This is a genomic window from Streptomyces dysideae, from assembly GCF_001514305.1.
Lineage (GTDB): Bacteria > Actinomycetota > Actinomycetes > Streptomycetales > Streptomycetaceae > Streptomyces > Streptomyces dysideae.
In genome coordinates, this window is the sequence record NZ_KQ949076.1 from 199,141 (window position 1) to 218,726 (window position 19,586).

Here is a 19,586-nt window from a genome sequence, read left to right on the forward strand (position 1 = left end):
GCAGTCTCGGGGCGGTTGGGGGCGCTCAGGCGTGGCGGCCGGAGGCCCAGTCCTCCGCGGTGATCTCGTGGTGCAGGGGCTGTCGCGCGGTCCAGCGGGCCAGCTCGTCCAGGGCGTGGTCGGTGAGGCGATGGATCTCCGTGCCCAGCGAGCCCGCGATATGCGGGGTGATCATCACACCGGCCAGATTCCGCAGCGGCGAGGTGGCGGGCAGCGGCTCGGGGTCGGTGACGTCGAGGATGGCGAAGAGGCGGCCGGAGGCGCACTCGGCGGCCAGTGCCTCGGAGTCCACGAGGCTGCCGCGGGCGGTGTTGACCACCGTCGCGTGATCGGACAGCAGGCTCAGCTCCTTGGCACCGATCATGTGCCGGGTCTCCGGCGTCTCGGGCGCGTGCAGGGACAGGACATCCGCTCGCAGCAGCAGCTCGTCCAGCCCGACGAGGGTGGCGCCCGCCTTCTCCACCTCGGCCGGGTCCGCATAGGGATCCGCGACCAGGCAGGTGGTGCCTTCGAGGGCCCTGAGGAGGTCGACCACCTTGCGGCCGATCCGGGAGAAGCCGACGATCCCCACCGTGCGGCCGAAGTTCGACAGGTCGCCGTAGCCCGTCACCGTTCCCCAGCCCTGATAGGCACGCTCTTCGTCGGCGGCGAGGAACGGAGCCTTCTTGCCCGCCAGGATGATGGCCGCCAGGGTGTACTGAGCCACGGGGACCGCGTTGGCCTCCGCCGCACTGGTCACCCGGATCTCTCGGCGCCACACCTCCTCGCCCACCAGGCCCCGCACGCTGCCGGCGCAGTGCAGCACCGCCCGCAGTCCGGGAACCGAGGCGAGCCGCTCGGGCGTGAGCCGGGGAGTGCCCCAGGACGTGATCAGGACCTCCACGTCCGCCAGGCGCGCCCGCACCCGCGGGTCGTCGAGGCCGTCCGCGAACACCGGGTCACTCAGGGCCACCAGGTCGGCCAGACGTGCGAGCCGGGCGGCGTCGAAGTGCGCGTCGAAGCTCTGTCTGCTCATGACGACCAGAGCGTGGGGCTTCGTCTGCATCGGACGTGAGTCCTTCCCGTGAGCGGTCCGCGCCGGACCAGTGGCCTGCCTTGGCCGAAACGTGTCGACCAGCAGCCAGTTTTGGCCAAAACGCGCTGGAACAGGAATAGTGGCCATCGGCACAGGTTCACTACGCCTCGAACACGAACGAAACAAAACGTTCACAGTCGAACAGGGCGTCTTGCTGAGAGGGCGCACATGACTGAAGACCGGCCCTTCGCTCTGCAGCGCAGGGAACGGCTCATGGACGAGCTGCGTCGGCACGGCGCCGTGCGCGTCCGCGACCTCGCTCAGCTGCTCGAGGTCAGCGAACTGACGGTGCGGCGCGACATCAACGCCCTGGCCGCCCGCGGCCTGCTCACCAAGGTGCACGGGGGCGCCACCCTGCCGACGGATCTCGCCCCGGCCCCGGCCCGCCGGTCCCGCCCCGCCGCGGCGTCTCTGACGATCGGCATGGTCGTGCCGTCCCTGGACTACTACTGGCCACAGGTCGTCGTCGGCGCCCGCGCGGCCGCCGCCGCCCTCGGAGTCCAGCTCCAGCTGCGCGGCTCCACCTACGACCAGGCCGAGGACCGCCGCCAGATCAGCCGGCTGATCGAGGCCAAGCAGGTACAGGGCTTGCTATTGGCCCCCAACCTCGACAGCGAGGGCGTCGACGAGATGATCGACTGGATCGGCAACCTGCCGGTGCCGGCCATCCTGGTGGAGCGTCAGATCCCTTATTGGACGCCGACCCCGCGCCAGCTGGAATGGGTACGCAGCGACCACGCGCTCGGCCTGGAGATGGCCGTGCACCACCTCCACGAGCACGGTCACCGCCGGATCGGGCTGGTCCTGGCCAAGGGCAGCCCGACCTCGGCGCATCTGGCCCAGGGTTGGCTCAAGGCGTGCGCCGAACTCGACCTGCCCAGCGATTTCGTGGTCCGGCAGGGTGTGGCCCTCTACGAGCCGGGCCACCGGCAGATCATCGAGGACATCCTGGACAGGTGCCGCAGGTCCAGGATCACCGCACTGATCGTGCACAGCGATCCCGACGCCATCTCCATCGCCCAGTACCTCACCGAGCAGGGGGTCGCGATCCCGGACGACATCGCCCTGGTCGGCTACGACGACGAGGTCGCCCATCTCGCCGAGCCGGCGATCACGGCCGTCCGCCCGTCCAAGGCCCGCGTCGGCCGGACCGCGGTCGAGATGATGGTCTCCCGGCTCATGGAGGGCAAGCGCCGCCCAGGGCAGCGCGTGCTCATCCTGCCGGAACTGATCCTGCGTGACTCCTCGGTCAAGAGGATGCCGTCGCTGTGATTCCGCGGCTGACAGCTGCCCGGGGGTAGCGCGCTCGACGTGCACGTTCGCCCACGGCTCAGCGCGTTCCGCCGGGACGGCCACGGCAGGCCGACCCCGGTCAGCGCGAGGCCGGGGGGACGGCGGGCAGGTCGGCCTCGGTGGTGTGACCGTCCGGCCAGGTGAGTACGGTCCGGTGCCCGCCGTCGGGACCGGGGTGCACGGCGAGGGTGGGGATGGGAGCGTCCGGGCCGCCCCGGTCGAGGAGCACCACGGCGGCGAGCACCTCGCCGTACGGCACCCCGTCCGCGGCCAGCCACGGCGTCGCGGTGCGGGTGCCGAGAGGGCTGTCGTCCTTCCCGACGGCGACTCCGCCACGGTGCAGCCCGCGAAGTCCGCACAGTCGCGACCGCAGGGACCCGGTACGTGCCTCGGCGTACGGGCCGCCCCAGCCGTGGGCGCCCGATCGGGACCGGGGCAGGAGTTCGGCGGCCACGGGCCAGCCGCCGATGCGGACCGAGCGCCAGGCGGGGTCCGGTTGCGCTGGAAGGGCGTCGACCCGGACCAGCCGGACCTCCGTCCCGGCCCGCACCACCGAGGCGACGGTGACCATCGGACCGGGCGTCGTCGGGCCCTTGCGGCCGGAGCCGTGGTCGGGTGAGTCGTCGGCACCGACGTCGACCCAGCGCACCGGTCCTCGGGAGGCGGCGGCGAGCACCCCACCGGGGAGCTCTCGGGCGAACAGGGTCTCGAACCCACTGCGGTGGCTGGCCCGGCCGGCGTCGTCGAGCAGCACGACCGCGTTATCGACCGGGTCCGTCACGGGCGCGCCGGCCAGGGGAGGAACAGTGGCTGTGGAGTAGCCCAGCCGCGCGTACAGCGGCGAGTCCGCGCATCGGTCGCCGGGGCTCCCGTGGTCGGTGCCGTGGTTGAGCACCACCGCGATGCCATCACGGCGCCGTGCGCTGAGCAGCCAGCCGGGGGCGTCGATCACCCGTGCGACATCCCCGGCCTCCACCGGCAGCGGCCTTTCCGGGGCCGTCCACACCGGGTGCTCCTCGGGCAGCATCAGGCCGAGCATGCCCTTGGCCCCCCAGTACGGCGATCCGGGCCCGGAGTACGCCTGACGCATCGCAGGCCAGGCAGCATGCCAGCCCAGGCTGAGCAATCCGTTTCCGTCGGGAGCCCCGTGGTCGGTGAAATGCCGGACGATGCCGCTGGCCACGCGGCGCACCAGTCCGGGCGGCTGCCCGCCGGCTCCGGTGACCGCGCCGACCCAGAAGGGCGCCGCGGCGGCGAAGCGGTAGATCAGACTGCGTCCCTGCAACAGCGGCGAGCCATCGGCGCCGACCAGGCATACCGCGTCGTCGAGGTAGCGTGCGAGGTCCTCGGCCCAGGTCTGGCGCAGGGACGGCGGACACAGGGTGCCGGTGACGTCGAACAGGTGGGTCCACAGCAGCGGGTAGAGGTGCAGCGCCCAGCCGGTGTAGTGGTCGTAGGCCCGTTCCTGCCCATCGCTGAGCCAGCCGCCGGGCCGACGCAGCGAGGCGTGGACGGCCAGGTCCTCCTCGATGTCGGCGGCCGACCACGGTCCGCCCGCCTCGCGCAGGAACGACTCCACGACGATCCGGAACCAGACCCAGTTGATGGGCGGATAGGGCTGTCCGACGACGGCCCCCAGCCATTCGATGATCCGCTCACGCACTCCGCCGTCGAGCCGGTCCCACAACCAGGGCCTGGTCATTTGCAGCACCAGCGCGATGGAGGCGGCCTCGACCTTGGCCTGGCCGAGTTCGTCCGGGCGGGGCCACGCCTCCGGCGAGTAGGGGTCGGTGCCCGCCGCCAGGCCCTCGGCGTACCGCTCCAGCAAGCCCGCCGGATCCGCCCCCCTTTCTCCCGCGAGGCGGAAACCGGCGAGCAGGAAGGTACGGGCGAAGCCCTCCAAGCCGTCGGATACCACGCCGTAGCGGCTCGCCGGACCAGGCAGGTCGATCCGGGCCCCGCCCGGGGAGCGGTACGGGCCGACGGCCGCGAGCATCCGGTCGGCGAGATCTGTCCAGTGCCGCCTGGCCCATCCCGTGTACGGGGACCGGTCCCGGTCCTCGCTGGGCATCATCGCTTCCTCCGAGAGGTGGTTGGAGTGCCACCTCATCCGTGATGTGGCTCCTAGTCAATGATCCAGAACACGTTCGAACGCAAACGATTCCATACGATCACATCCGAACAGAGGGAGTGTGAGCGGAGGACCACCACCCTGCCCGCACAGCGTCTTGCCGTGCGGGCCAGCACCGAGGTATGCGACGCGAGTGCTGTCGTGCTCTCAGGTTCCGCGCTGGAACTGCTGGTTGGTGCCCGTGCCGCACGTCCACTGGATGAGCTTCGCGCCGTTGGCGGTGGAGTTGCCGGAGACGTCCAGGCACTTGCCGCTCAGCCGGGAGACCAGGCGGACGTAGCCGTCACCGGCGTCCTGGAGTTGCCACTGCTGGTTGGTGCCGGTGGAGCAGGGCCACTGGATGATCTTGTTGCCGTTGGCGGTGGAGTTGTCGGCCACGTCCATGCACTTGCCGCTGTGACGGGCCATGAGCTGGACGTGTCCGTCACCCATGTCCTTGAACCAGAACGCCTGGTTCATGCCGCCGTTGCAGGTGTACTGGGTGAGCTGGACACCGTCGTCCAGGGACTTGCTGAGCACGTCGACGCACTTGCCGCTGTGGCGTGCGGTGAGGGTCTCCCAGGGGCCGCCGACGCCGTCGACCGTGCCGGTGGCGGTGTCGATGGTGATCTGCGGGTACCAGTCCATGGTCATGGTGGTGGAGGTGGGGAACTCCAGAGGCAGCCAGACGTACTGGGAGGCGTTGACGTTCTCGCCGAAGGAGTTGCCCCAGCGGTCGCCCATGTACAGGAACTCGGTGCCCGCGGTGCCCTGGACGGGCAGGACGTACGCGGTCTGGGAGCCGTAGGCGGTGGAGTCGCCGATGTTCTGCATCGCGGTCCACGGCCCGGTGATGTCGGTGGCGGTGGCGTACTTCTGCTGGTTGGGGTTCCAGCCGGTGGCGCCGGAGGTCAGCATGAAGTAGACGCCGCCCCGCTTGAACAGCGCGGGTGCCTCACGGTGGCCGTCGGGCCAGGGGTTGGCGACGAGGGCGTCGATGCCGGTGTAGTCGGCGGTCAGCCGGTAGATGTGCAGGTCGAGGTTGTTGCGGGCGGCGGAGATCATGTAGCCGGTGCCGTCGTCGTCGACGTAGGCGGTGATGTCGCGGGACATGTGGCCCAGCGGGCGGAAACTTCCCTGCCAGGTGTAGTCGCCGTCGACGGTGTCGGAGACGGCGACGGCGGCGCGGGCCTGGGAGTAGTCGGCGGCGTTCTCCTTGTGCATCCACATCACGAACTTGCCGGTGGCCGCGTTGTATATGACCTTGGGTCGTTCGATCTTGGCGTCGGTCAACTCGGGGTCGGTGGCCGCGCTCAGGACGTGGCGTCTGAACTCCCAGGTCTTCAGGTCGGTGGAGCGGTACGCGGAGACGTACCGGAAGGTGTTGTCCTCGTTGCGGTTCTCACCGAACCAGTAGTAGTACGAGCCGACCTTGAGCACACCGCCGCCATGGGCGTGCATACCGGCGCCCGTGGTGTCGTTGAACTGGGTCCCGTTGGCGATGGTGACGGTCGCCGCGTGCGCGGTGCCCGCCAGAAAGGACTGCGGCAACAGCGCCGCCAACACGGCGAGGACGAGGAGCCAGGCTCGACGCATGAGGTGAGGCCTCCACTTCAGATGCCCGGTCGCACCGAAAACAACAAGTCAGATCACAACCGAGCAAAATTTGGCTGGAACAAATACTTCCGCACATGAGACCGCCGGTGACAGTTGTGTGTCAACGGTATGAACAGCGTGGATTGCCGTGGCCTGAAGCCGAGTTGTCACCGTCCGGAATCCGCCATCGCAGTGAGACCTTGCCGGCCCACCTCAAGGTGGCCGCCTCGTTTCCGACGCAGCCGGACAGCAGCGCAGCCGCTGTTCCCGGTCGCCGGACCCGAGCGCCGACCGCCACCGATCCGGCGTGCATGCGGGGCGGTCGGTGTCCGGTTCAGCGCCTGCCTCAGGTTGTTCCGCCCGCGTCCGCAGACTCTGAACCTGGGTTCTGGATCACTCTTCGCGCCGGGACGGGGTCCCACGACGTGGCACAGGGGTTCGTCCATGCAAATGCGCGGGGCCTGCTCCCTCTCGTGCACCGCCTGCCGGTATCTGCTCTCTGAACACGAGGCAAGGCCACCGTGTGACTGTCCTTGGTGAACGGCCAGTTCAGCCTGAACCGCTCCCGGTCTGAGGGTGCACTTGTCGTGAACGGCGCCGGCTGGTTCAGCGTCTACCGCCGCACCGTCATTCCCGACGCGGACATCCTGCACATCGTGGAAGTCGCAGCGATCTTCAACTACAACGTGCGCCTGGCCACCGCCACCGGTTTGTTCCCCAACCCCGGATACCACGAGCTCGGCCGGACCTCAGCCGCGGAAGGCTGAGACACGGCACTGTGCCGGCAAGAACCAGTCCGGGAAAGCCTGCGGCGAGCCATCGGCCTCGCGAACACCCAGCTCGAACGTCTCGCCATTCGAGCCGGGGCGGTTCAGCCTTCGCACAGCGGACTCCCCTTGCCAACGCGACGATGTTCCGCCCCTGGTCCCGGGGTGGAACATCGTCCCTGACGTCAAGAGGCGAGCTTGCCCACGGGACTGCGCATGAACCTGGGTCACAACTTGCCGATCGGGTCAGCCGAGGACGTAGGTCTCATCACCGAAGTCAGCGACGATCTTCAGCTTGCCGCCGAGCGCCTTGACGTAGGCAGCGAGGGTGTCGACCTCGCTGCGCTCCAGTTGGCCCTTCTCGATGCGTGAGACGCGGGCCTGGGTGACACCCATGGCTTCGGCAACCTGGACCTGTGTGGTGTGCTGCCGCTTCCGCCAGGTCCAGTCCGGCCAGCCGGCCCACGCCGGGCGCACCGGTCGAGGGCTCACCGCGCTCTCGTGCAGGGGACGGTGCGTCGGCCGGCGGGGAGTCCGCGTGATGTCTCATGCCACTCAGGCTGGAGACCGGGCCGGTCATGGAGAATCCGGCAGAAGGCTACGGTGCCCCTGCCGACCGGAGGGTGATACCCCGCCGTGTGGCTGGAGCTGCCGCCCGCCGGGCCGCCGGGGCTCTTGCGGGCTTTAGGGTCGGGTCGGCATGAGTGGGACGGGCATGGATGAAGGCGAGGCGGAGCGCGCGTGATCCGGGTAGTGGTGGTGGACGACGAGGCACTGGTCCGCTCGGGCTTCGAACTCATTCTGGGCGCGTCCGAGGACATCGAGGTCGTCGCGACGGCGAGCGGGGGCGACGCCGTGGAGACCGTCCGCCGGGAGCGGCCGGACGTGGTGCTGCTGGACATCCGGATGCCGGACGTCGACGGGCTGACCGTCCTGCGCGAGCTGCGGACGATGCCGGACGCTCCGGTGGTGGCGATGCTGACGACGTTCGACGCCGACGAGTACATCCTGACCGCGCTGCACTGCGGCGCGGCCGGTTTCCTGCTCAAGGACACCGAGCCGGAGCAGCTCGCCCACCTGGTGCGCACCCTGGCCGCGGGCGGTGTGGTGCTGTCCCCCAAGGCGTCGCGGACGCTGCTGCACCGCCACCCGGGCACCCAGACGGCCGTCGACGAGGAGGCGGCTCGCGTCCGGCTGCTCACCGCGCGTGAGCGTGACGTCCTCGTCCTGGTGGCGGAGGGCCTGTCGAACGCCGACATCGGGGTCCGCATCCACCTGGGCGCCGGCACGGTCAAGGACCACGTCAGCGCGATCCTCACCAAGCTGCGGGTGACCAGCCGGGTGCAGGCCGCGCTGCTGGCGCAGCGGGCCGGACTGCTCGATGAGCGCCCGCGGTCGGGGACCGGCCGATGAGCCGTGCACGCGCCGTGTGGCAGCGTGTGCCCGCGCCGGTCGTCGACATCGTCCTGGTGGCGGTGGCGGCCGTGGACGTATGGCTGAACATGTGGGACCACACGCGCCTCGGCGTCGCGCTGGCCGCAGTCGGCTGCGCCGCGTTGGTCTTCCGGCGCAGGTTCCCGCTCGGCGTCTTCCTGCTCACTCTGCCCATCGCGCTGATGCAGGATGTCGCCGTCGTTGTGCTCGTGGCGCTGTTCACTCTGGCCGAACGCTCCCGCAATCGCCGTCTCCTCGCGGGGTGCGTCACCCTGTCCGCCGTCGCGAGCAGTACTCCGTGGCCCCTGGCCGACGTCGACCGGACCATGACACTGGTCTTCTTCGTGTACGGCCTGGCGACCGCCGCGGCCCCGGTCCTCTTCGGCCAGCTTCTCCAGGCGCAACGGGACCTGGCGCGGCGGCTGGCCGAGATCGAGGAGGCCAGGGAGCACGAGCGTGCCCTGCACGCCCAGGCCGTGCTCGCCCGCGAACGCGCCCAGCTGGCCCGCGAGATGCACGACGTGGTCTCCCACCAGGTCAGTCTGATCGCCGTACGGGCCGGAGCCCTGCAGGTCGCCGCCAAGGACGCGGACGCCAAGGAGGCTGCCCACACGATCCGTTCGCTGAGCGTCACCACACTCGACGAGCTGCGCACCATGGTCACGCTGCTGCGCGCCTCCGGCGGTCACGCCACCGAGCTGACCCCTCAGCCCACTCTGGCCGACCTGCGCAAACTGGTGGAATCCAGCGGCACTCACGTGGAGTTGTCGGGTGAGCTGCCGCCCAACGTGGGCACACCCGCGCAACGGGCCGTCTACCGTACGGTCCAGGAGGCGTTGACCAACGTCCGCAAGCACGCCCCCGGCGCCAGAGCGTGCGCCGAGCTGTGGCAGGACGGCGACGACGTCGGAGTGACCGTCACCAACACCGCGCCCACGCGTCCCTCCCTGCCCCTGCCCGGTTCACAGCTGGGCCTGGTCGGTCTGCGGGAACGGGCCGACATCCTGCACGGGACACTGGAGGCGGGCCCGACCGCGGAGGGCGGCTACCGGGTGCGGCTGCGGATTCCGCTCAGCGCGGACTGACCGACCAGGGCCTCTGATCGGCGTGGATGCGTCCGCGGGCTCGCCGACGGCCCCGGCCTCCGTCAGCGCCTGACGGAGGCCGGCCAGGGCCGATACGCGGCTGGCGACGTCGGTCCCGCCCTCCTCAGCCGGCGTCTGTGGCCATCGCCGCGTTCCTTCAGCAGGGTGCTGGCCAAGGCGACGGCCACTCCCAGGAGCGCGTCGGTACAGCCGATTCCAAAGGCTCGTCCCCATGTGCGGCCTGCGGCCCGGCATGCGAGCAGGCCCCAGCAGAGCAGCAGGACGGTGTTGGTTCCGAAGGCGACGTACTCGATGCCCTGGGAACGCCCCCAGCCAAGGCCCGCCCCGCACAGCAGCAGTGTGGTGGGCAGCGCCGCCAGCACCAGCGGCCATTCGGCAAGCACGGCACGCATCACAGTCCGTACGCCGGGATGGCCCTGCGCGTCGCGGTGGGCGATCTCGTGGGCGTAACCATGGGCCAGGCCGGCGAGGGCGGTGAACAGGACTTACAGGGCGTCGTCCATGCGCGCCGCCCGCGTCACCTCGCCGAACTGCGTCAGCGCGGCGACGGCCGAACTCGACACCAGGAGCCCGTACACGCCGCCGAACAGAGCAGTCGGCTGGGCCAGCCAGTCCCACACCGCACGTCTGCAACGGATGGCGGACTCGGTGCGCATACAGGGCCTTTCGCTGTCTTGGTTCTTCGTGGGTGTCGGTGGGTGGGGTTGTCCGGCCGGGAAGGGGGCAGTGGACGGCCGGACAACCCTGCGTGTGCTGGGTCATCGCGCGGGAGCCAGGAGCTGGGTGGCCACCAGGCGCGCGTACAGCCGGTCCTGGGCCACCAGTTCCTCATGGCTGCCCACCGACCGGACCCGGCCGGCCTCCATCACGACGATCCGGTCGGCGCCGGTCACCGTGGAGAGGCGGTGGGCCACCACCAGCACGGTGGTCTCGCGGGCCAGCTCCGCGACGACGTCCCGCAGCGCCAGCTCGTTGACCGCGTCGAGCTGCGAGGTCGCCTCGTCCAACAGCAGCAGCCGGGGCTGGCGCAGCAGCGCGCGGGCGATGGCGATGCGCTGGCGCTCGCCGCCCGACAGCTTCGAGCCGCGGTGTCCGACCGGGGTGTCCAGGCCGTGGGGCAGGCGCTCGACGAGGGTGTCGAGCTTCGTCCGTGCCAGGACGTCGCGGATGTCGTCGTCCGTCGCGCCGGGCGCCGCGAAGACGAGATTCTCCCGCAGCGTGCCGGCCAGCACAGGAGCGTCCTGCTCCACGTACCCGATGGCAGACCGTAGTTCGGACAGAGACCAGTCCTGTACGTCCTTGCCGTCGACCAGGACCCGGCCGCCGGTGGCCTCGTAGAACCGCTCGATGAGCGCGAACACCGTCGACTTGCCCGCGCCGGAGGGGCCGACGAAGGCCGTCATCCCGACGCCCGGTACCTCGAAGCTCACCTGCTGGTGGGTGTACGGCAGGCCGGCACGGTAGCGGAAGGTCACGTCCTCGAAGCGGACCGACGCCGGACCCGGCACCGCTGCCCCCTGCCGGGGCAGGGCGCCCTTCCGCTGGGCGGGCGGCTCCGTCGACAGGCGTTCCACCTGCGCGATCCGGGAGATCGCGGCCGCCCCCTCCTGAAAGTGAGACACGGCGTCGACCAGCCTGGCAACCGGCTCGATCAGGTAGAAGAGGTACAGCAGGAAGGCGATGAGGGTGGACACGGGGATCTCCCCGGACGCCACCCGCGCCCCGCCGACCCCGAGCACGGCGAGGAAGGCCAGCTGGACGGCGAGTTCGTCGGCCGAGCCGGCCACGGCCTCCCACTTCGCGCTCTTCACGCACCAGTGTCTTCGTGGCCAGCGGCTGCAGCAGCCCCCCGGCGGCCCCGACCAGGGCGCACAGCAGGCCGAGGGCGACGGCCCACCGGTGCGGCCGGACATACGCGTACAGTGCCCTGACCGTCTCTCGGGCGGACAGGGAGGTCTCATCCGTCGTCGGGGCGGATGCGGTGTTCACGAAATTCCTTTCTTCTGCGGGCCGCCCGGCACCGCGTCGACGGTGCCGGGCGGCCCGGGCATGATCATGTGCCGGCTCAGCGGACGAGTCCGGCAGTGCTCGTGGCGAGGGCGCGTACCAACGCTTCGTGGGCCTCTGGGCCTACGACGAGCAGGACGAGGGCGCCCGCCGCCGGCATCAGGCCGGGGAACTCCAGGAAGTCGCCCCTGCGAGGGACGGCGTCACGGCCCGGCTCGTCGGCCGATGATCCGAGGGAAGTGTCGGGCTCCTCGTTCCGCGCACGGTGTGTCATGCCTCCAGCCTGGAAGGCCGGCCTCCCCGCGCCCATCCGGCAACCGTCGGGTCCACCCCCGCCGAGTGGCTGAAGGAGATCGTCGCCCGGTCGCACCGGACGAGGCGGACGGATCGGATGGGACTCTGCCGGTCCGCGGGGCGGTACCCGCCGACCGGCGGGGCCGTTGCCGAAGACTGACGGGTGGTCCGCCGCCCGGCGGCAACGCGAGGGTCTCCGCATGCCACAGACACCACCAACGACGCCGCAGGACACGTCAGCGCCGCGGAAGACGTCGCCTCCTCAGTCCCGAACCCCACCCGGGTCCGCCGCGTCGGCCCCGTCCGATCCCTCGATGGGGCGGCTGGTCGGCGTCGACCTGGCCCGCGCGCTGGCCGTGTTCGGCATGTACGTCGTGCACATCGGTCCCCCGCTGTCGGCCACGGACGGCGTCGGCAGCTGGGTCCGGTACATGGCGGACGGTCACTCGTCGGTCCTGTTCGCCACCCTCGCCGGGTTCTCGCTGATGCTGCTCGCCGGCCGCCGGGAGCCGAAGACCGGCCTGGCCGGCCGCCAGGCGAAGGCCAGGATCGCGATCCGCGCCGTGGTTCTGCTGGCGCTGGGCACCGCGATGGCGATGGAATACGGCGGAGTGATCATCCTCGGCTTCTACGGGGTCTACTTCCTACTGGCGCTGCCCCTGGTGCGACTGCGGGCCAGGACTCTCGCGATCATCGCGGCCGCCCTCGCGCTCGTCACACCACAGCTGTCCTTCGCCCTGAGCTCGCTGCTGACCGAGTCGGTCCAGCAGAGCATCAACGCCTACGACCCGCTCCACCGGCTCAGCGACGTGGGAGTGCTCGATCTGCTGTTCACCGGCTTCTACCCGACGATCACGTGGATATCGTTCGTGATCGCCGGTATGGCGCTGGCCCGCCTCGACCTGTCCCAGGCCGCCGTCCAGTGGCGTCTGGCCGGGCTCGGCGCCGCCCTCACCGTGGCCGCGTACGGCATGTCCTTGCTGCTGGCCGGCAAGGACGCGTTGGACAGCTTGGCGGAAGGCGGGCCGTCGTCCGGCAGCTCCGGACCGATCTCCGGTAGCTCCGGATCGATGACCCTCGACGGCGGGTCGTTCGAGCCCCAGGCATCGATGCTCTTGACAGCCGGGCCACACAGCGGCACCACGTTCGACATCATCGGAGTCGCGATCCTCGTGATCGTGGGCGCGACGGCGGCGATGGACCGCCTGCCGCGACTGCGCCGCCTGGCCAAACCGGTCATCGCCGTGGGCACCATGTCCCTGACCGCCTACGTGGGCCACTTCGTCGTACAGTCCATGCTGTCCGGGGCCGGCCCGTCCAGCACCCAGCAGTCCTGGATACCGGTGCTCATGTACATACTCGGGGCGATCGTGTTCGCCGCGATCTGGTCCCGCTTCTTCCGCCGCGGACCCCTGGAGTACCTGCTCAACGCCGCCACCAAGCCGGCGAAGCACATCCGATGAGACCAGGCCGGGGTGGCACACCCTCACGTCCCGCCCCGGCTTGCCTGACGCCACCCTGACCTGCACCTATTACGCGTCGCGGATTCAGTCCGTGGCCCAAAGTCCTGAATCCGCACGCCCGCTGAGACGTTTCCGCAGGTCACAACCGTGAATGGTGGGGCGGGTGGGACTCGAACCCACGGCCGACGGATTATGAGTCCGCTGCTCTAACCGGCTGAGCTACCGCCCCATAGCGGCGTGTCGCGTACACGTGTGCGCGCCGTCTGCCGCAGCATAGCCGCTCATACGATCTCCTGCTTCGCATGGTCGACTTCGCATGCCCTGGAGGACTACACCCTGGCCTGCACGGTTCCCCCGGGCATGAAAAAGGACCCCTGAGGGGTCCTCGTTCAGCATGCTCCCCCGACTGGACTCGAACCAGTAACCTGCCGGTTAACAGCCGGCTGCTCTGCCAATTGAGCTACGGAGGACCGAGCTCCCCCGACTGGACTCGAACCAGTAACCTGCCGGTTAACAGCCGGCTGCTCTGCCAATTGAGCTACGGAGGAATGCCTCGTTGCATCGAACGTACCTACCTGGGTATTCGCCAGGGGGCGTGCGTTCGCTGCGACACATACATTAGCGCAAGCACGGGGGTGCTCCGCCAATCGGTTCCCCCGGCACCGACGCCGCACCACAGACCTACGCAAGGGAAGGGTGGCCGCCATGCGCTACAAGCTCACGTTCGCCGCCGGGCTGGCTCTTGGTTACGTCCTGGGCACACATGCCGGGCGCGAACGCTACGAGCAGCTGAAGAAGTCCGCACGCCAGGTCGCGCAGAACCCCGCGGTCCGCAACACCGCGGAGACAGCGGCCCAGCAGAGCCGCCAGTACGCGGGCAAGGCCTACCACGCGGTCAGCGAGAAGATGGGCGACCGAGTCCCCGACTCGGTGGCTCAGCGAGTCCGTTCTCTGCGAGACAGGAACACGAACGGCACGGGCGGGGACGACTGGGGTACCAGCAACACTTGAAGGAGTCGTCGAGGAAGACGCCCTGAAGGGGCGCGGGGCTGTGACATGTGCGGCTCCGCCGCGTGGGCGCGACCAGCCACAACGCACCCGCACCGCCCAGATCACACGCACCCCGACGGCGCCCACGGCCCAACCAAGCGGAGCGGTACGGCAGAATTTTGGCCATGGGGATAGTCGCCGGGTTGGACAGTTCGCCCGATTTCACTCGTATCGTCGTCTGCGACGCGGACACGGGAGCCGTGCTCAGGCAGGGATACGCGCCGCATCCGGTGGAGAACACCGAAGGCGGCTCGCGGCCTGCCGATGTCGATCCGCAGGCCTGGCTGCTGTCCCTCGGTGAGGCCGCCGGCGGCGGGCTGCTCGAAGGTGTGCAGGCGATCGGCGTGTCCGCGCAGCAGAACGCCGTCGTGCCGCTGGATGCGCAGGGCAACACCGTGCGTCCAGCGATGGTCGGCGGTGACAAGCGGGCGCAGGTCGCGGCGGCGGATCTCATCGACGCGCTGGGCGGGCGCGAGGCGTGGGCGCAGGCCGTGGGGTGTGTGCCGCAGGCCGCGCAGCCGGTGACCAAGCTGCGCTGGATGAACCGGACCGAGCCGGAGAACGCCCTGCGCACCGCCGTCCTGCTGCAGGCCCACGACTGGCTGGTGTGGCAGCTGCTGGGGCGCCCGGTGCGGCGTACCACCGACCGGGGCGGGGCCTCCGGGACCGGCTACTGGTCGGCGGCCACCGGCGCCTACCGGCCCGACCTCGTCGAGCTGGCGCTCGGTCACCAGGTCATGCTGCCCGAGGTGATCGGCCCGGCGGACGCGGCCGGCACGACCCCCGAGGGGCTGCTGATCTCCGCGGGGACCGGCGAGACGATGGCCGCCGCCTTCGGGCTCGGGATCGGGCTGGGGGACGCCGTCGTGTCGCTCGGGGCGTCCGGATCCGTGATGGCCGTGCACCCCGAGGCGCTCGTCGACAGCTCCGGGATGATCACGTCCCTGGCCGACGCGACCGGCATGCACCTTCCCGTCGTCACCACGCTGAACGCCGTACGGACGCTGCGCGGCACCGCCGAACTGCTCGGGCTGCCCGATCTGGAGAGCCTGTCCGAGCTGGCGATGAAGTCGACGCCGGGCGCCCACGGTCTTGTGATGCTGCCCTATCTGGAGGGTGAGCGGACGCCGAATCTGCCGCACACCGCGGGGACGCTAGCGGGGCTCAGGCGGGAGGCGATGCGGCCGGAGCATCTGGCGCGGGCCGCGTTCGAGGGCATGCTGTGCGGACTCGCGGACGCGCTCGACGTGCTGCGCGGCCGGGGTGTCGAGGTGCGGCGGGTCTTTCTGCTGGGGGCGGCCGCCGAGCTGGCCGCCGTGCAGGCCGCGTCACCGGCGCTGTTCGGGGCGCAGGTCGTCGTACCGCAGCCCGCGGACTACGCGGCGATCGGCGCCGCCCGGCAGGCCGCCTGGGCGCTCGGTGCGTCGCAGGGCACCCTCGACCCGCGGACCCCGCCGATGTGGCAGGCGGGCGCGGGCGCGCAGGTGCTGGATCCGGGCGAGGACCTGGCGGTGGGGCAGGCGGTGCGGCAGCAGTTCGTGTCGGTGCGGGAACAGACGCATCCGGGGGCGTTCCGGGCGTAGGAAGGGGGCGTTCCGGGCGAAGGGCGCACCCGTAAGGCGGTATGAAGCACTGCTGTCGGCTTAATCGGTTGAGGTAACACCGGTGGAGTGTTCGACGATAGGGGCCAGGGGCAACCAACCGGCCCCACCGCCGACTCCGAGAGACACAGCGTGCTCATACGACTTCTGCGGACCTATCTCAGGCCCTACCGGAAACCCATCGCCCTGCTGGTGCTGCTGCAGCTCCTGCAGACCTGCGCCACCCTCTACCTGCCCACGCTGAACGCGGACATCATCGACAACGGCGTCGTCAACGGCGACACCGGCTACATCCTGTCCTTCGGTGCCTTGATGATCGGCATCTCGATGGTGCAGGTCGTGTGCAACATCGGTGCCGTGTACTACGGCGCCCGCACGGCGTCGGCGCTCGGCCGGGACGTGCGGGGTGCCGTCTTCGACCGGGTGCAGTCGTTCTCGGCGCGCGAGGTCGGCCAGTTCGGCGCGCCCTCGCTGATCACCCGTACGACGAACGACGTCCAGCAGGTGCAGATGCTGGCCCTGATGACGTTCACGCTGATGGTGTCGGCGCCCATCATGTGTGTGGGCGGCATCGTGCTGGCCCTCGGTCTGGACGTGCCGCTGTCCGGGGTGCTGGTCGGCGTGGTGCCCGTGCTGGGCATCAGTGTGACGTTGATCGTACGGCGGCTGCGCCCGCTGTTCCGGACCATGCAGGAGCGCCTCGACACGGTGAACCGGGTACTGCGCGAGCAGATCACCGGCAACCGCGTCATCCGCGCCTTCGTGCGTGACGAGTACGAGCAGGCGCGCTTCCGGAAGGCCAACGTCGAGCTGACCGAGATGTCGCTGGGCACCGGCAACCTGCTCGCGCTGATGTTCCCGATCGTGATGACGGTGGTGAACCTGTCGTCGATCGCCGTGGTCTGGTTCGGCGCGCACCGCATCGACAGCGGCGGGATGCAGATCGGCGATCTGACGGCCTTCCTCGCCTATCTGATGCAGATCGTCATGTCCGTGATGATGGCCACCTTCATGTTCATGATGGTGCCGCGCGCGGAGGTGTGCGCCGAGCGGATCCAGGAGGTGCTGGACACCTCGTCGAGCGTGGTGCCGCCGGTGGCGCCGGTGCGGGAGCTGCGCCGGCACGGGCATCTGGAGATCCGGGCGGCCGGGTTCCGGTACCCGGGTGCCGAGGAGCCGGTGCTGCGGGCCGTCGACCTGGTCGCCCGGCCCGGTGAGACGACCGCCGTCATCGGGTCGACCGGCAGCGGGAAGTCGACGCTGCTGGGGCTGGTGCCGCGGCTCTTCGACGCGACCGACGGCGAGGTGCTCGTCGACGGGGTGGACGTGGCGGAGCTCGATCCCGTCCTGCTCGCGAAGACCGTCGGGCTGGTGCCGCAGAAGCCGTACCTGTTCGCGGGGACCGTGGCGACCAACCTGCGGTACGGCAATCCCGACGCCACGGACGAGGAGCTGTGGCACGCGCTGGAGGTGGCGCAGGCCAAGGAGTTCGTCCAGCGGCTGGAGAACGGGCTCGACTCCCCCATCGCGCAGGGCGGCACCAACGTCTCCGGCGGGCAGCGGCAGCGGCTGGCGATCGCCCGCACGCTGGTGCAGCGACCGGAGATCTACCTGTTCGACGACTCGTTCTCCGCCCTCGACTACGCCACCGACGCCGCCCTGCGCGCCGCGCTGGCCCAGGAGACCGCCGAGGCGACCGTCGTGATCGTCGCCCAGCGGGTGGCGACCATCCGGGAAGCGGACCGGATCATCGTGCTCGACGAGGGACGGGTCGTCGGCACCGGACGGCACCACGAGCTGATGGCGGACAACGAGACCTACCGGGAGATCGTGCTCTCCCAGCTGACGGAAGCGGAGGCTGCCTGATGGCCGGGCCCATGGGGCGGATGATGGCCGGGACCGGCCCCGATCACCACTCGCTGGACTTCAAGGTGTCCGGGAAACGGCTGGTCGCCCAGTTCAAGCCCGAGCGGCTCACCCTCTACGTGCTGCTGCTCTGCGTGGTGGTGAGCGTCGGCCTGTCGGTGATCGGGCCGAAGATCCTCGGCCAGGCCACCGACCTGGTCTTCGCCGGCATCATCGGGCGGGAGATGGAGCCCGGCGCCACCAAGGACCAGGTGCTCCAGGCGATGCGGGAGCGGGGTGACGGCGAGATCGCCGACATGCTCCGCAGCACCGACTTCACGCCCGGCGAGGGCATCGACTTCGGCGCCGTCGGGAACGTCCTGCTGCTCGCGCTCACCGTGTTCGTGTTCTCCGGGCTGCTGATGGCGGTGGCGACCCGGCTGGTGAACCGGACCGTCAACCGGACCATGTACCGGATGCGGGAGGACGTCCAGACGAAGCTGTCGCGGCTGCCCCTGTCGTACTTCGACAAGCGCCAGCGCGGCGAGGTGCTCTCCCGGGCGACGAACGACATCGACAACATCGGCCAGACGCTCCAGCAGTCGATGGGCCAGCTCATCAACTCCGTGCTCACCATCATCGGTGTGCTCGCGATGATGTTCTGGGTGTCGTGGCTGCTGGCACTGGTCGCGCTGGTGACGGTGCCGGTGTCGTTCGTCGTCGCCACACGCGTGGGCAAGCGGTCGCAGCCGCACTTCGTGCAGCAGTGGCGGACGACAGGCAAGCTCAACGCGCACGTCGAGGAGATGTACACCGGGCACACCCTGGTGAAGGTCTTCGGCCGCCAGGAGGAGTCGGCGCAGCAGTTCGCCGAGCAGAACGAGGCGCTGTACGAGGCCGGGTTCAAGGCGCAGTTCAACAGCGGGATCATGCAGCCGCTGATGATGTTCGTCTCGAACATCAACTACGTGCTGGTCGCGGTCGTCGGCGGACTGCGGGTCGCGTCCGGCTCGCTGTCCATCGGTGACGTGCAAGCCTTCATCCAGTACTCCCGGCAGTTCTCCATGCCGCTGACGCAGGTCGCGTCCATGGCGAACCTGGTGCAGTCGGGCGTCGCGTCGGCCGAGCGGATCTTCGAACTCCTGGACGCGGAGGAGCAGGAGGCGGATCCGGTGCCGGGCGTGCGGCCGGAGGAGCTGCGGGGGCGGGTGGCGCTGGAGGGCGTGTCCTTCCGGTACGACCCCGAGAAGCCGCTGATCGAGGATCTGTCACTGGCGGTGGAACCCGGGCACACGGTCGCGATCGTCGGCCCCACGGGCGCCGGCAAGACGACTCTCGTGAACCTCCTCATGCGGTTCTACGACGTCTCCGGCGGGCGCATCACCCTCGACGGCGTCGACATCGCGCGGATGTCCCGGGACGAACTCCGGGCCGGGATCGGCATGGTGCTGCAGGACACCTGGCTGTTCGGCGGCACGATCGCGGAGAACATCGCGTACGGGGCCGCGCGCGAGGTCACCCGGGGGGAGATCGAGGAGGCGGCGCGGGCGGCGCACGCGGACCGGTTCGTGCGGACGCTGCCCGACGGGTACGACACCGTGATCGACGACGAGGGTTCCGGGGTCAGCGCCGGTGAGAAGCAGCTCATCACCATCGCGCGGGCGTTCCTGTCCGACCCGGTGATCCTGGTGCTGGACGAGGCGACGTCGTCGGTCGACACCCGCACCGAGGTGCTGATCCAGAAGGCGATGGCGAAACTGGCGCACGGGCGGACGTCGTTCGTCATCGCACACCGACTGTCGACCATCCGGGACGCGGACACGATTCTGGTGATGGAGAACGGGGCGATAGTGGAGCAGGGGGCGCATGCGGATCTGCTGGCGGCCGACGGGGCTTATGCGCGGCTGTACAAGGCGCAGTTCGCTCAGGCGGTGGCTGAAGTCGA

Annotated in this window: 16 protein-coding genes, 3 tRNA genes and 1 pseudogene; 9 read left to right on the top strand and 11 right to left on the bottom strand. The window is 70.0% G+C overall.

Annotated features, from left to right (window positions below; genetic code table 11):
• Positions 1 to 25 precede the first annotated feature (25 nt).
• Entirely contained in the window at positions 26 to 1,045 is a 1,020-nt protein-coding gene (locus tag AQJ91_RS04205; RefSeq protein WP_067016469.1) for a hydroxyacid dehydrogenase, read from the bottom strand.
• A gap of 198 nt (positions 1,046 to 1,243) precedes the next feature.
• Between AQJ91_RS04205 and AQJ91_RS04210 the strand changes: the two genes are divergently transcribed.
• Complete coding sequence (locus AQJ91_RS04210; protein WP_067016471.1) at positions 1,244 to 2,347, top strand: substrate-binding domain-containing protein; 1,104 nt, start codon at positions 1,244 to 1,246, stop codon at positions 2,345 to 2,347.
• Positions 2,348 to 2,447: 100 nt separating this feature from the next.
• Here the strand turns inward: AQJ91_RS04210 and AQJ91_RS04215 are convergent, their stop codons facing one another.
• Together AQJ91_RS04215 and AQJ91_RS04220 are read right to left on the bottom strand one after the other, a co-directional pair.
• The gene (locus AQJ91_RS04215; protein WP_234381796.1) at positions 2,448 to 4,478 is read right to left on the bottom strand and encodes a DUF2264 domain-containing protein; all 2,031 of its coding nucleotides are present in this window, start codon (positions 4,476 to 4,478) and stop codon (positions 2,448 to 2,450) included.
• A gap of 168 nt (positions 4,479 to 4,646) precedes the next feature.
• Positions 4,647 to 6,074 carry an RICIN domain-containing protein gene (locus tag AQJ91_RS04220; protein ID WP_067016473.1) on the bottom strand — a complete coding sequence of 476 codons (1,428 nt, stop codon included), beginning with the start codon at positions 6,072 to 6,074 and terminating at the stop codon, positions 4,647 to 4,649.
• A 536-nt stretch (positions 6,075 to 6,610) separates the two neighbouring features.
• On the opposite strand from AQJ91_RS04220, the gene AQJ91_RS04225 reads away from it, so the two are divergent.
• On the top strand, positions 6,611 to 6,841 hold the full coding sequence (locus tag AQJ91_RS04225; protein WP_067016475.1) for a hypothetical protein: 231 nt from the start codon (positions 6,611 to 6,613) through the stop codon (positions 6,839 to 6,841).
• 246 nt (positions 6,842 to 7,087) lie between these two features.
• Here the strand turns inward: AQJ91_RS04225 and AQJ91_RS04230 are convergent, their stop codons facing one another.
• A complete protein-coding gene (locus AQJ91_RS04230) occupies positions 7,088 to 7,333 on the bottom strand; it encodes a helix-turn-helix domain-containing protein (protein ID WP_067016477.1) in 246 nt (81 codons plus the stop codon).
• A gap of 261 nt (positions 7,334 to 7,594) precedes the next feature.
• Here AQJ91_RS04230 and AQJ91_RS04235 point away from each other — a divergent pair, with 261 nt between their 5' ends.
• The gene (locus AQJ91_RS04235; RefSeq protein WP_067016479.1) at positions 7,595 to 8,254 is read left to right on the top strand and encodes a response regulator; all 660 of its coding nucleotides are present in this window, start codon (positions 7,595 to 7,597) and stop codon (positions 8,252 to 8,254) included.
• The gene (locus AQJ91_RS04240) at positions 8,251 to 9,360 is read left to right on the top strand and encodes a sensor histidine kinase (RefSeq protein ID WP_067016481.1); all 1,110 of its coding nucleotides are present in this window, start codon (positions 8,251 to 8,253) and stop codon (positions 9,358 to 9,360) included. The genes AQJ91_RS04235 and AQJ91_RS04240 overlap by 4 nt, the downstream gene beginning before the upstream one ends.
• Before the next feature lie 62 nt (positions 9,361 to 9,422).
• Here AQJ91_RS04240 and AQJ91_RS55140 read toward each other — a convergent pair whose 3' ends face one another.
• The 4 genes and pseudogenes from AQJ91_RS55140 to AQJ91_RS04255 all read right to left on the bottom strand — a co-directional run bounded on the left by AQJ91_RS55140 (position 9,423) and on the right by AQJ91_RS04255 (position 11,662).
• On the bottom strand, positions 9,423 to 9,764 hold the full coding sequence (locus tag AQJ91_RS55140) for a hypothetical protein (protein WP_234381797.1): 342 nt from the start codon (positions 9,762 to 9,764) through the stop codon (positions 9,423 to 9,425).
• 102 nt (positions 9,765 to 9,866) lie between these two features.
• Positions 9,867 to 10,037 carry a hypothetical protein gene (locus AQJ91_RS55145; RefSeq protein WP_234381798.1) on the bottom strand — a complete coding sequence of 57 codons (171 nt, stop codon included), beginning with the start codon at positions 10,035 to 10,037 and terminating at the stop codon, positions 9,867 to 9,869.
• Positions 10,038 to 10,139: 102 nt separating this feature from the next.
• Positions 10,140 to 11,195: pseudogene (locus tag AQJ91_RS04250) on the bottom strand (ABC transporter ATP-binding protein); the annotation flags it as partial.
• Between the two features lie 251 nt (positions 11,196 to 11,446).
• Entirely contained in the window at positions 11,447 to 11,662 is a 216-nt protein-coding gene (locus AQJ91_RS04255) for a hypothetical protein (RefSeq protein WP_067016485.1), read from the bottom strand.
• A 334-nt stretch (positions 11,663 to 11,996) separates the two neighbouring features.
• Here AQJ91_RS04255 and AQJ91_RS04260 point away from each other — a divergent pair, with 334 nt between their 5' ends.
• A complete protein-coding gene (locus AQJ91_RS04260) occupies positions 11,997 to 13,145 on the top strand; it encodes a DUF418 domain-containing protein (RefSeq protein ID WP_067016487.1) in 1,149 nt (382 codons plus the stop codon).
• A gap of 152 nt (positions 13,146 to 13,297) precedes the next feature.
• Here the strand turns inward: AQJ91_RS04260 and AQJ91_RS04265 are convergent.
• The 3 genes from AQJ91_RS04265 to AQJ91_RS04275 form a co-directional block, all read right to left on the bottom strand.
• Positions 13,298 to 13,374: transfer RNA gene (locus AQJ91_RS04265), tRNA-Ile, on the bottom strand.
• A 168-nt stretch (positions 13,375 to 13,542) separates the two neighbouring features.
• Positions 13,543 to 13,615: transfer RNA gene (locus tag AQJ91_RS04270), tRNA-Asn, on the bottom strand.
• A 5-nt stretch (positions 13,616 to 13,620) separates the two neighbouring features.
• Positions 13,621 to 13,693, bottom strand: a tRNA-Asn gene (locus AQJ91_RS04275).
• A 157-nt stretch (positions 13,694 to 13,850) separates the two neighbouring features.
• Between AQJ91_RS04275 and AQJ91_RS04280 the strand changes: the two genes are divergently transcribed.
• The 4 genes from AQJ91_RS04280 to AQJ91_RS04295 form a co-directional block, all read left to right on the top strand.
• Positions 13,851 to 14,156 (top strand): hypothetical protein, encoded by a 306-nt coding sequence (locus AQJ91_RS04280; RefSeq protein ID WP_067016489.1) that lies wholly within the window; start codon positions 13,851 to 13,853, stop codon positions 14,154 to 14,156.
• 164 nt (positions 14,157 to 14,320) lie between these two features.
• Positions 14,321 to 15,778 carry an FGGY family carbohydrate kinase gene (locus AQJ91_RS04285; protein ID WP_079084661.1) on the top strand — a complete coding sequence of 486 codons (1,458 nt, stop codon included), beginning with the start codon at positions 14,321 to 14,323 and terminating at the stop codon, positions 15,776 to 15,778.
• 150 nt (positions 15,779 to 15,928) lie between these two features.
• Positions 15,929 to 17,662, top strand: a complete 1,734-nt coding sequence (locus AQJ91_RS04290; RefSeq protein WP_067016493.1) for an ABC transporter ATP-binding protein — start codon at positions 15,929 to 15,931, stop codon at positions 17,660 to 17,662.
• Positions 17,662 to 19,586: ABC transporter ATP-binding protein (locus AQJ91_RS04295; RefSeq protein WP_067016495.1), on the top strand; the 1,925-nt coding region annotated here is incomplete at its 3' end. The genes AQJ91_RS04290 and AQJ91_RS04295, both read left to right, overlap by 1 nt.

Excerpts from the sequence above, each read along its gene's own strand:
- AQJ91_RS04205 (WP_067016469.1), bottom strand. The coding sequence starts at position 1,045 with ATGCAGACGAAGCCCCACGCTCTGGTCGTCATGAGCAGACAGAGCTTC.
- AQJ91_RS04210 (WP_067016471.1), top strand. The coding sequence starts at position 1,244 with ATGACTGAAGACCGGCCCTTCGCTCTGCAGCGCAGGGAACGGCTCATG.
- AQJ91_RS04215 (WP_234381796.1), bottom strand. The coding sequence starts at position 4,478 with ATGAGGTGGCACTCCAACCACCTCTCGGAGGAAGCGATGATGCCCAGC.
- AQJ91_RS04220 (WP_067016473.1), bottom strand. The coding sequence starts at position 6,074 with ATGCGTCGAGCCTGGCTCCTCGTCCTCGCCGTGTTGGCGGCGCTGTTG.
- AQJ91_RS04240 (WP_067016481.1), top strand. The coding sequence starts at position 8,251 with ATGAGCCGTGCACGCGCCGTGTGGCAGCGTGTGCCCGCGCCGGTCGTC.
- AQJ91_RS55145 (WP_234381798.1), bottom strand. The coding sequence starts at position 10,037 with ATGCGCACCGAGTCCGCCATCCGTTGCAGACGTGCGGTGTGGGACTGG.
- AQJ91_RS04255 (WP_067016485.1), bottom strand. The coding sequence starts at position 11,662 with ATGACACACCGTGCGCGGAACGAGGAGCCCGACACTTCCCTCGGATCA.
- AQJ91_RS04260 (WP_067016487.1), top strand. The coding sequence starts at position 11,997 with ATGGGGCGGCTGGTCGGCGTCGACCTGGCCCGCGCGCTGGCCGTGTTC.
- AQJ91_RS04280 (WP_067016489.1), top strand. The coding sequence starts at position 13,851 with ATGCGCTACAAGCTCACGTTCGCCGCCGGGCTGGCTCTTGGTTACGTC.
- AQJ91_RS04285 (WP_079084661.1), top strand. The coding sequence starts at position 14,321 with ATGGGGATAGTCGCCGGGTTGGACAGTTCGCCCGATTTCACTCGTATC.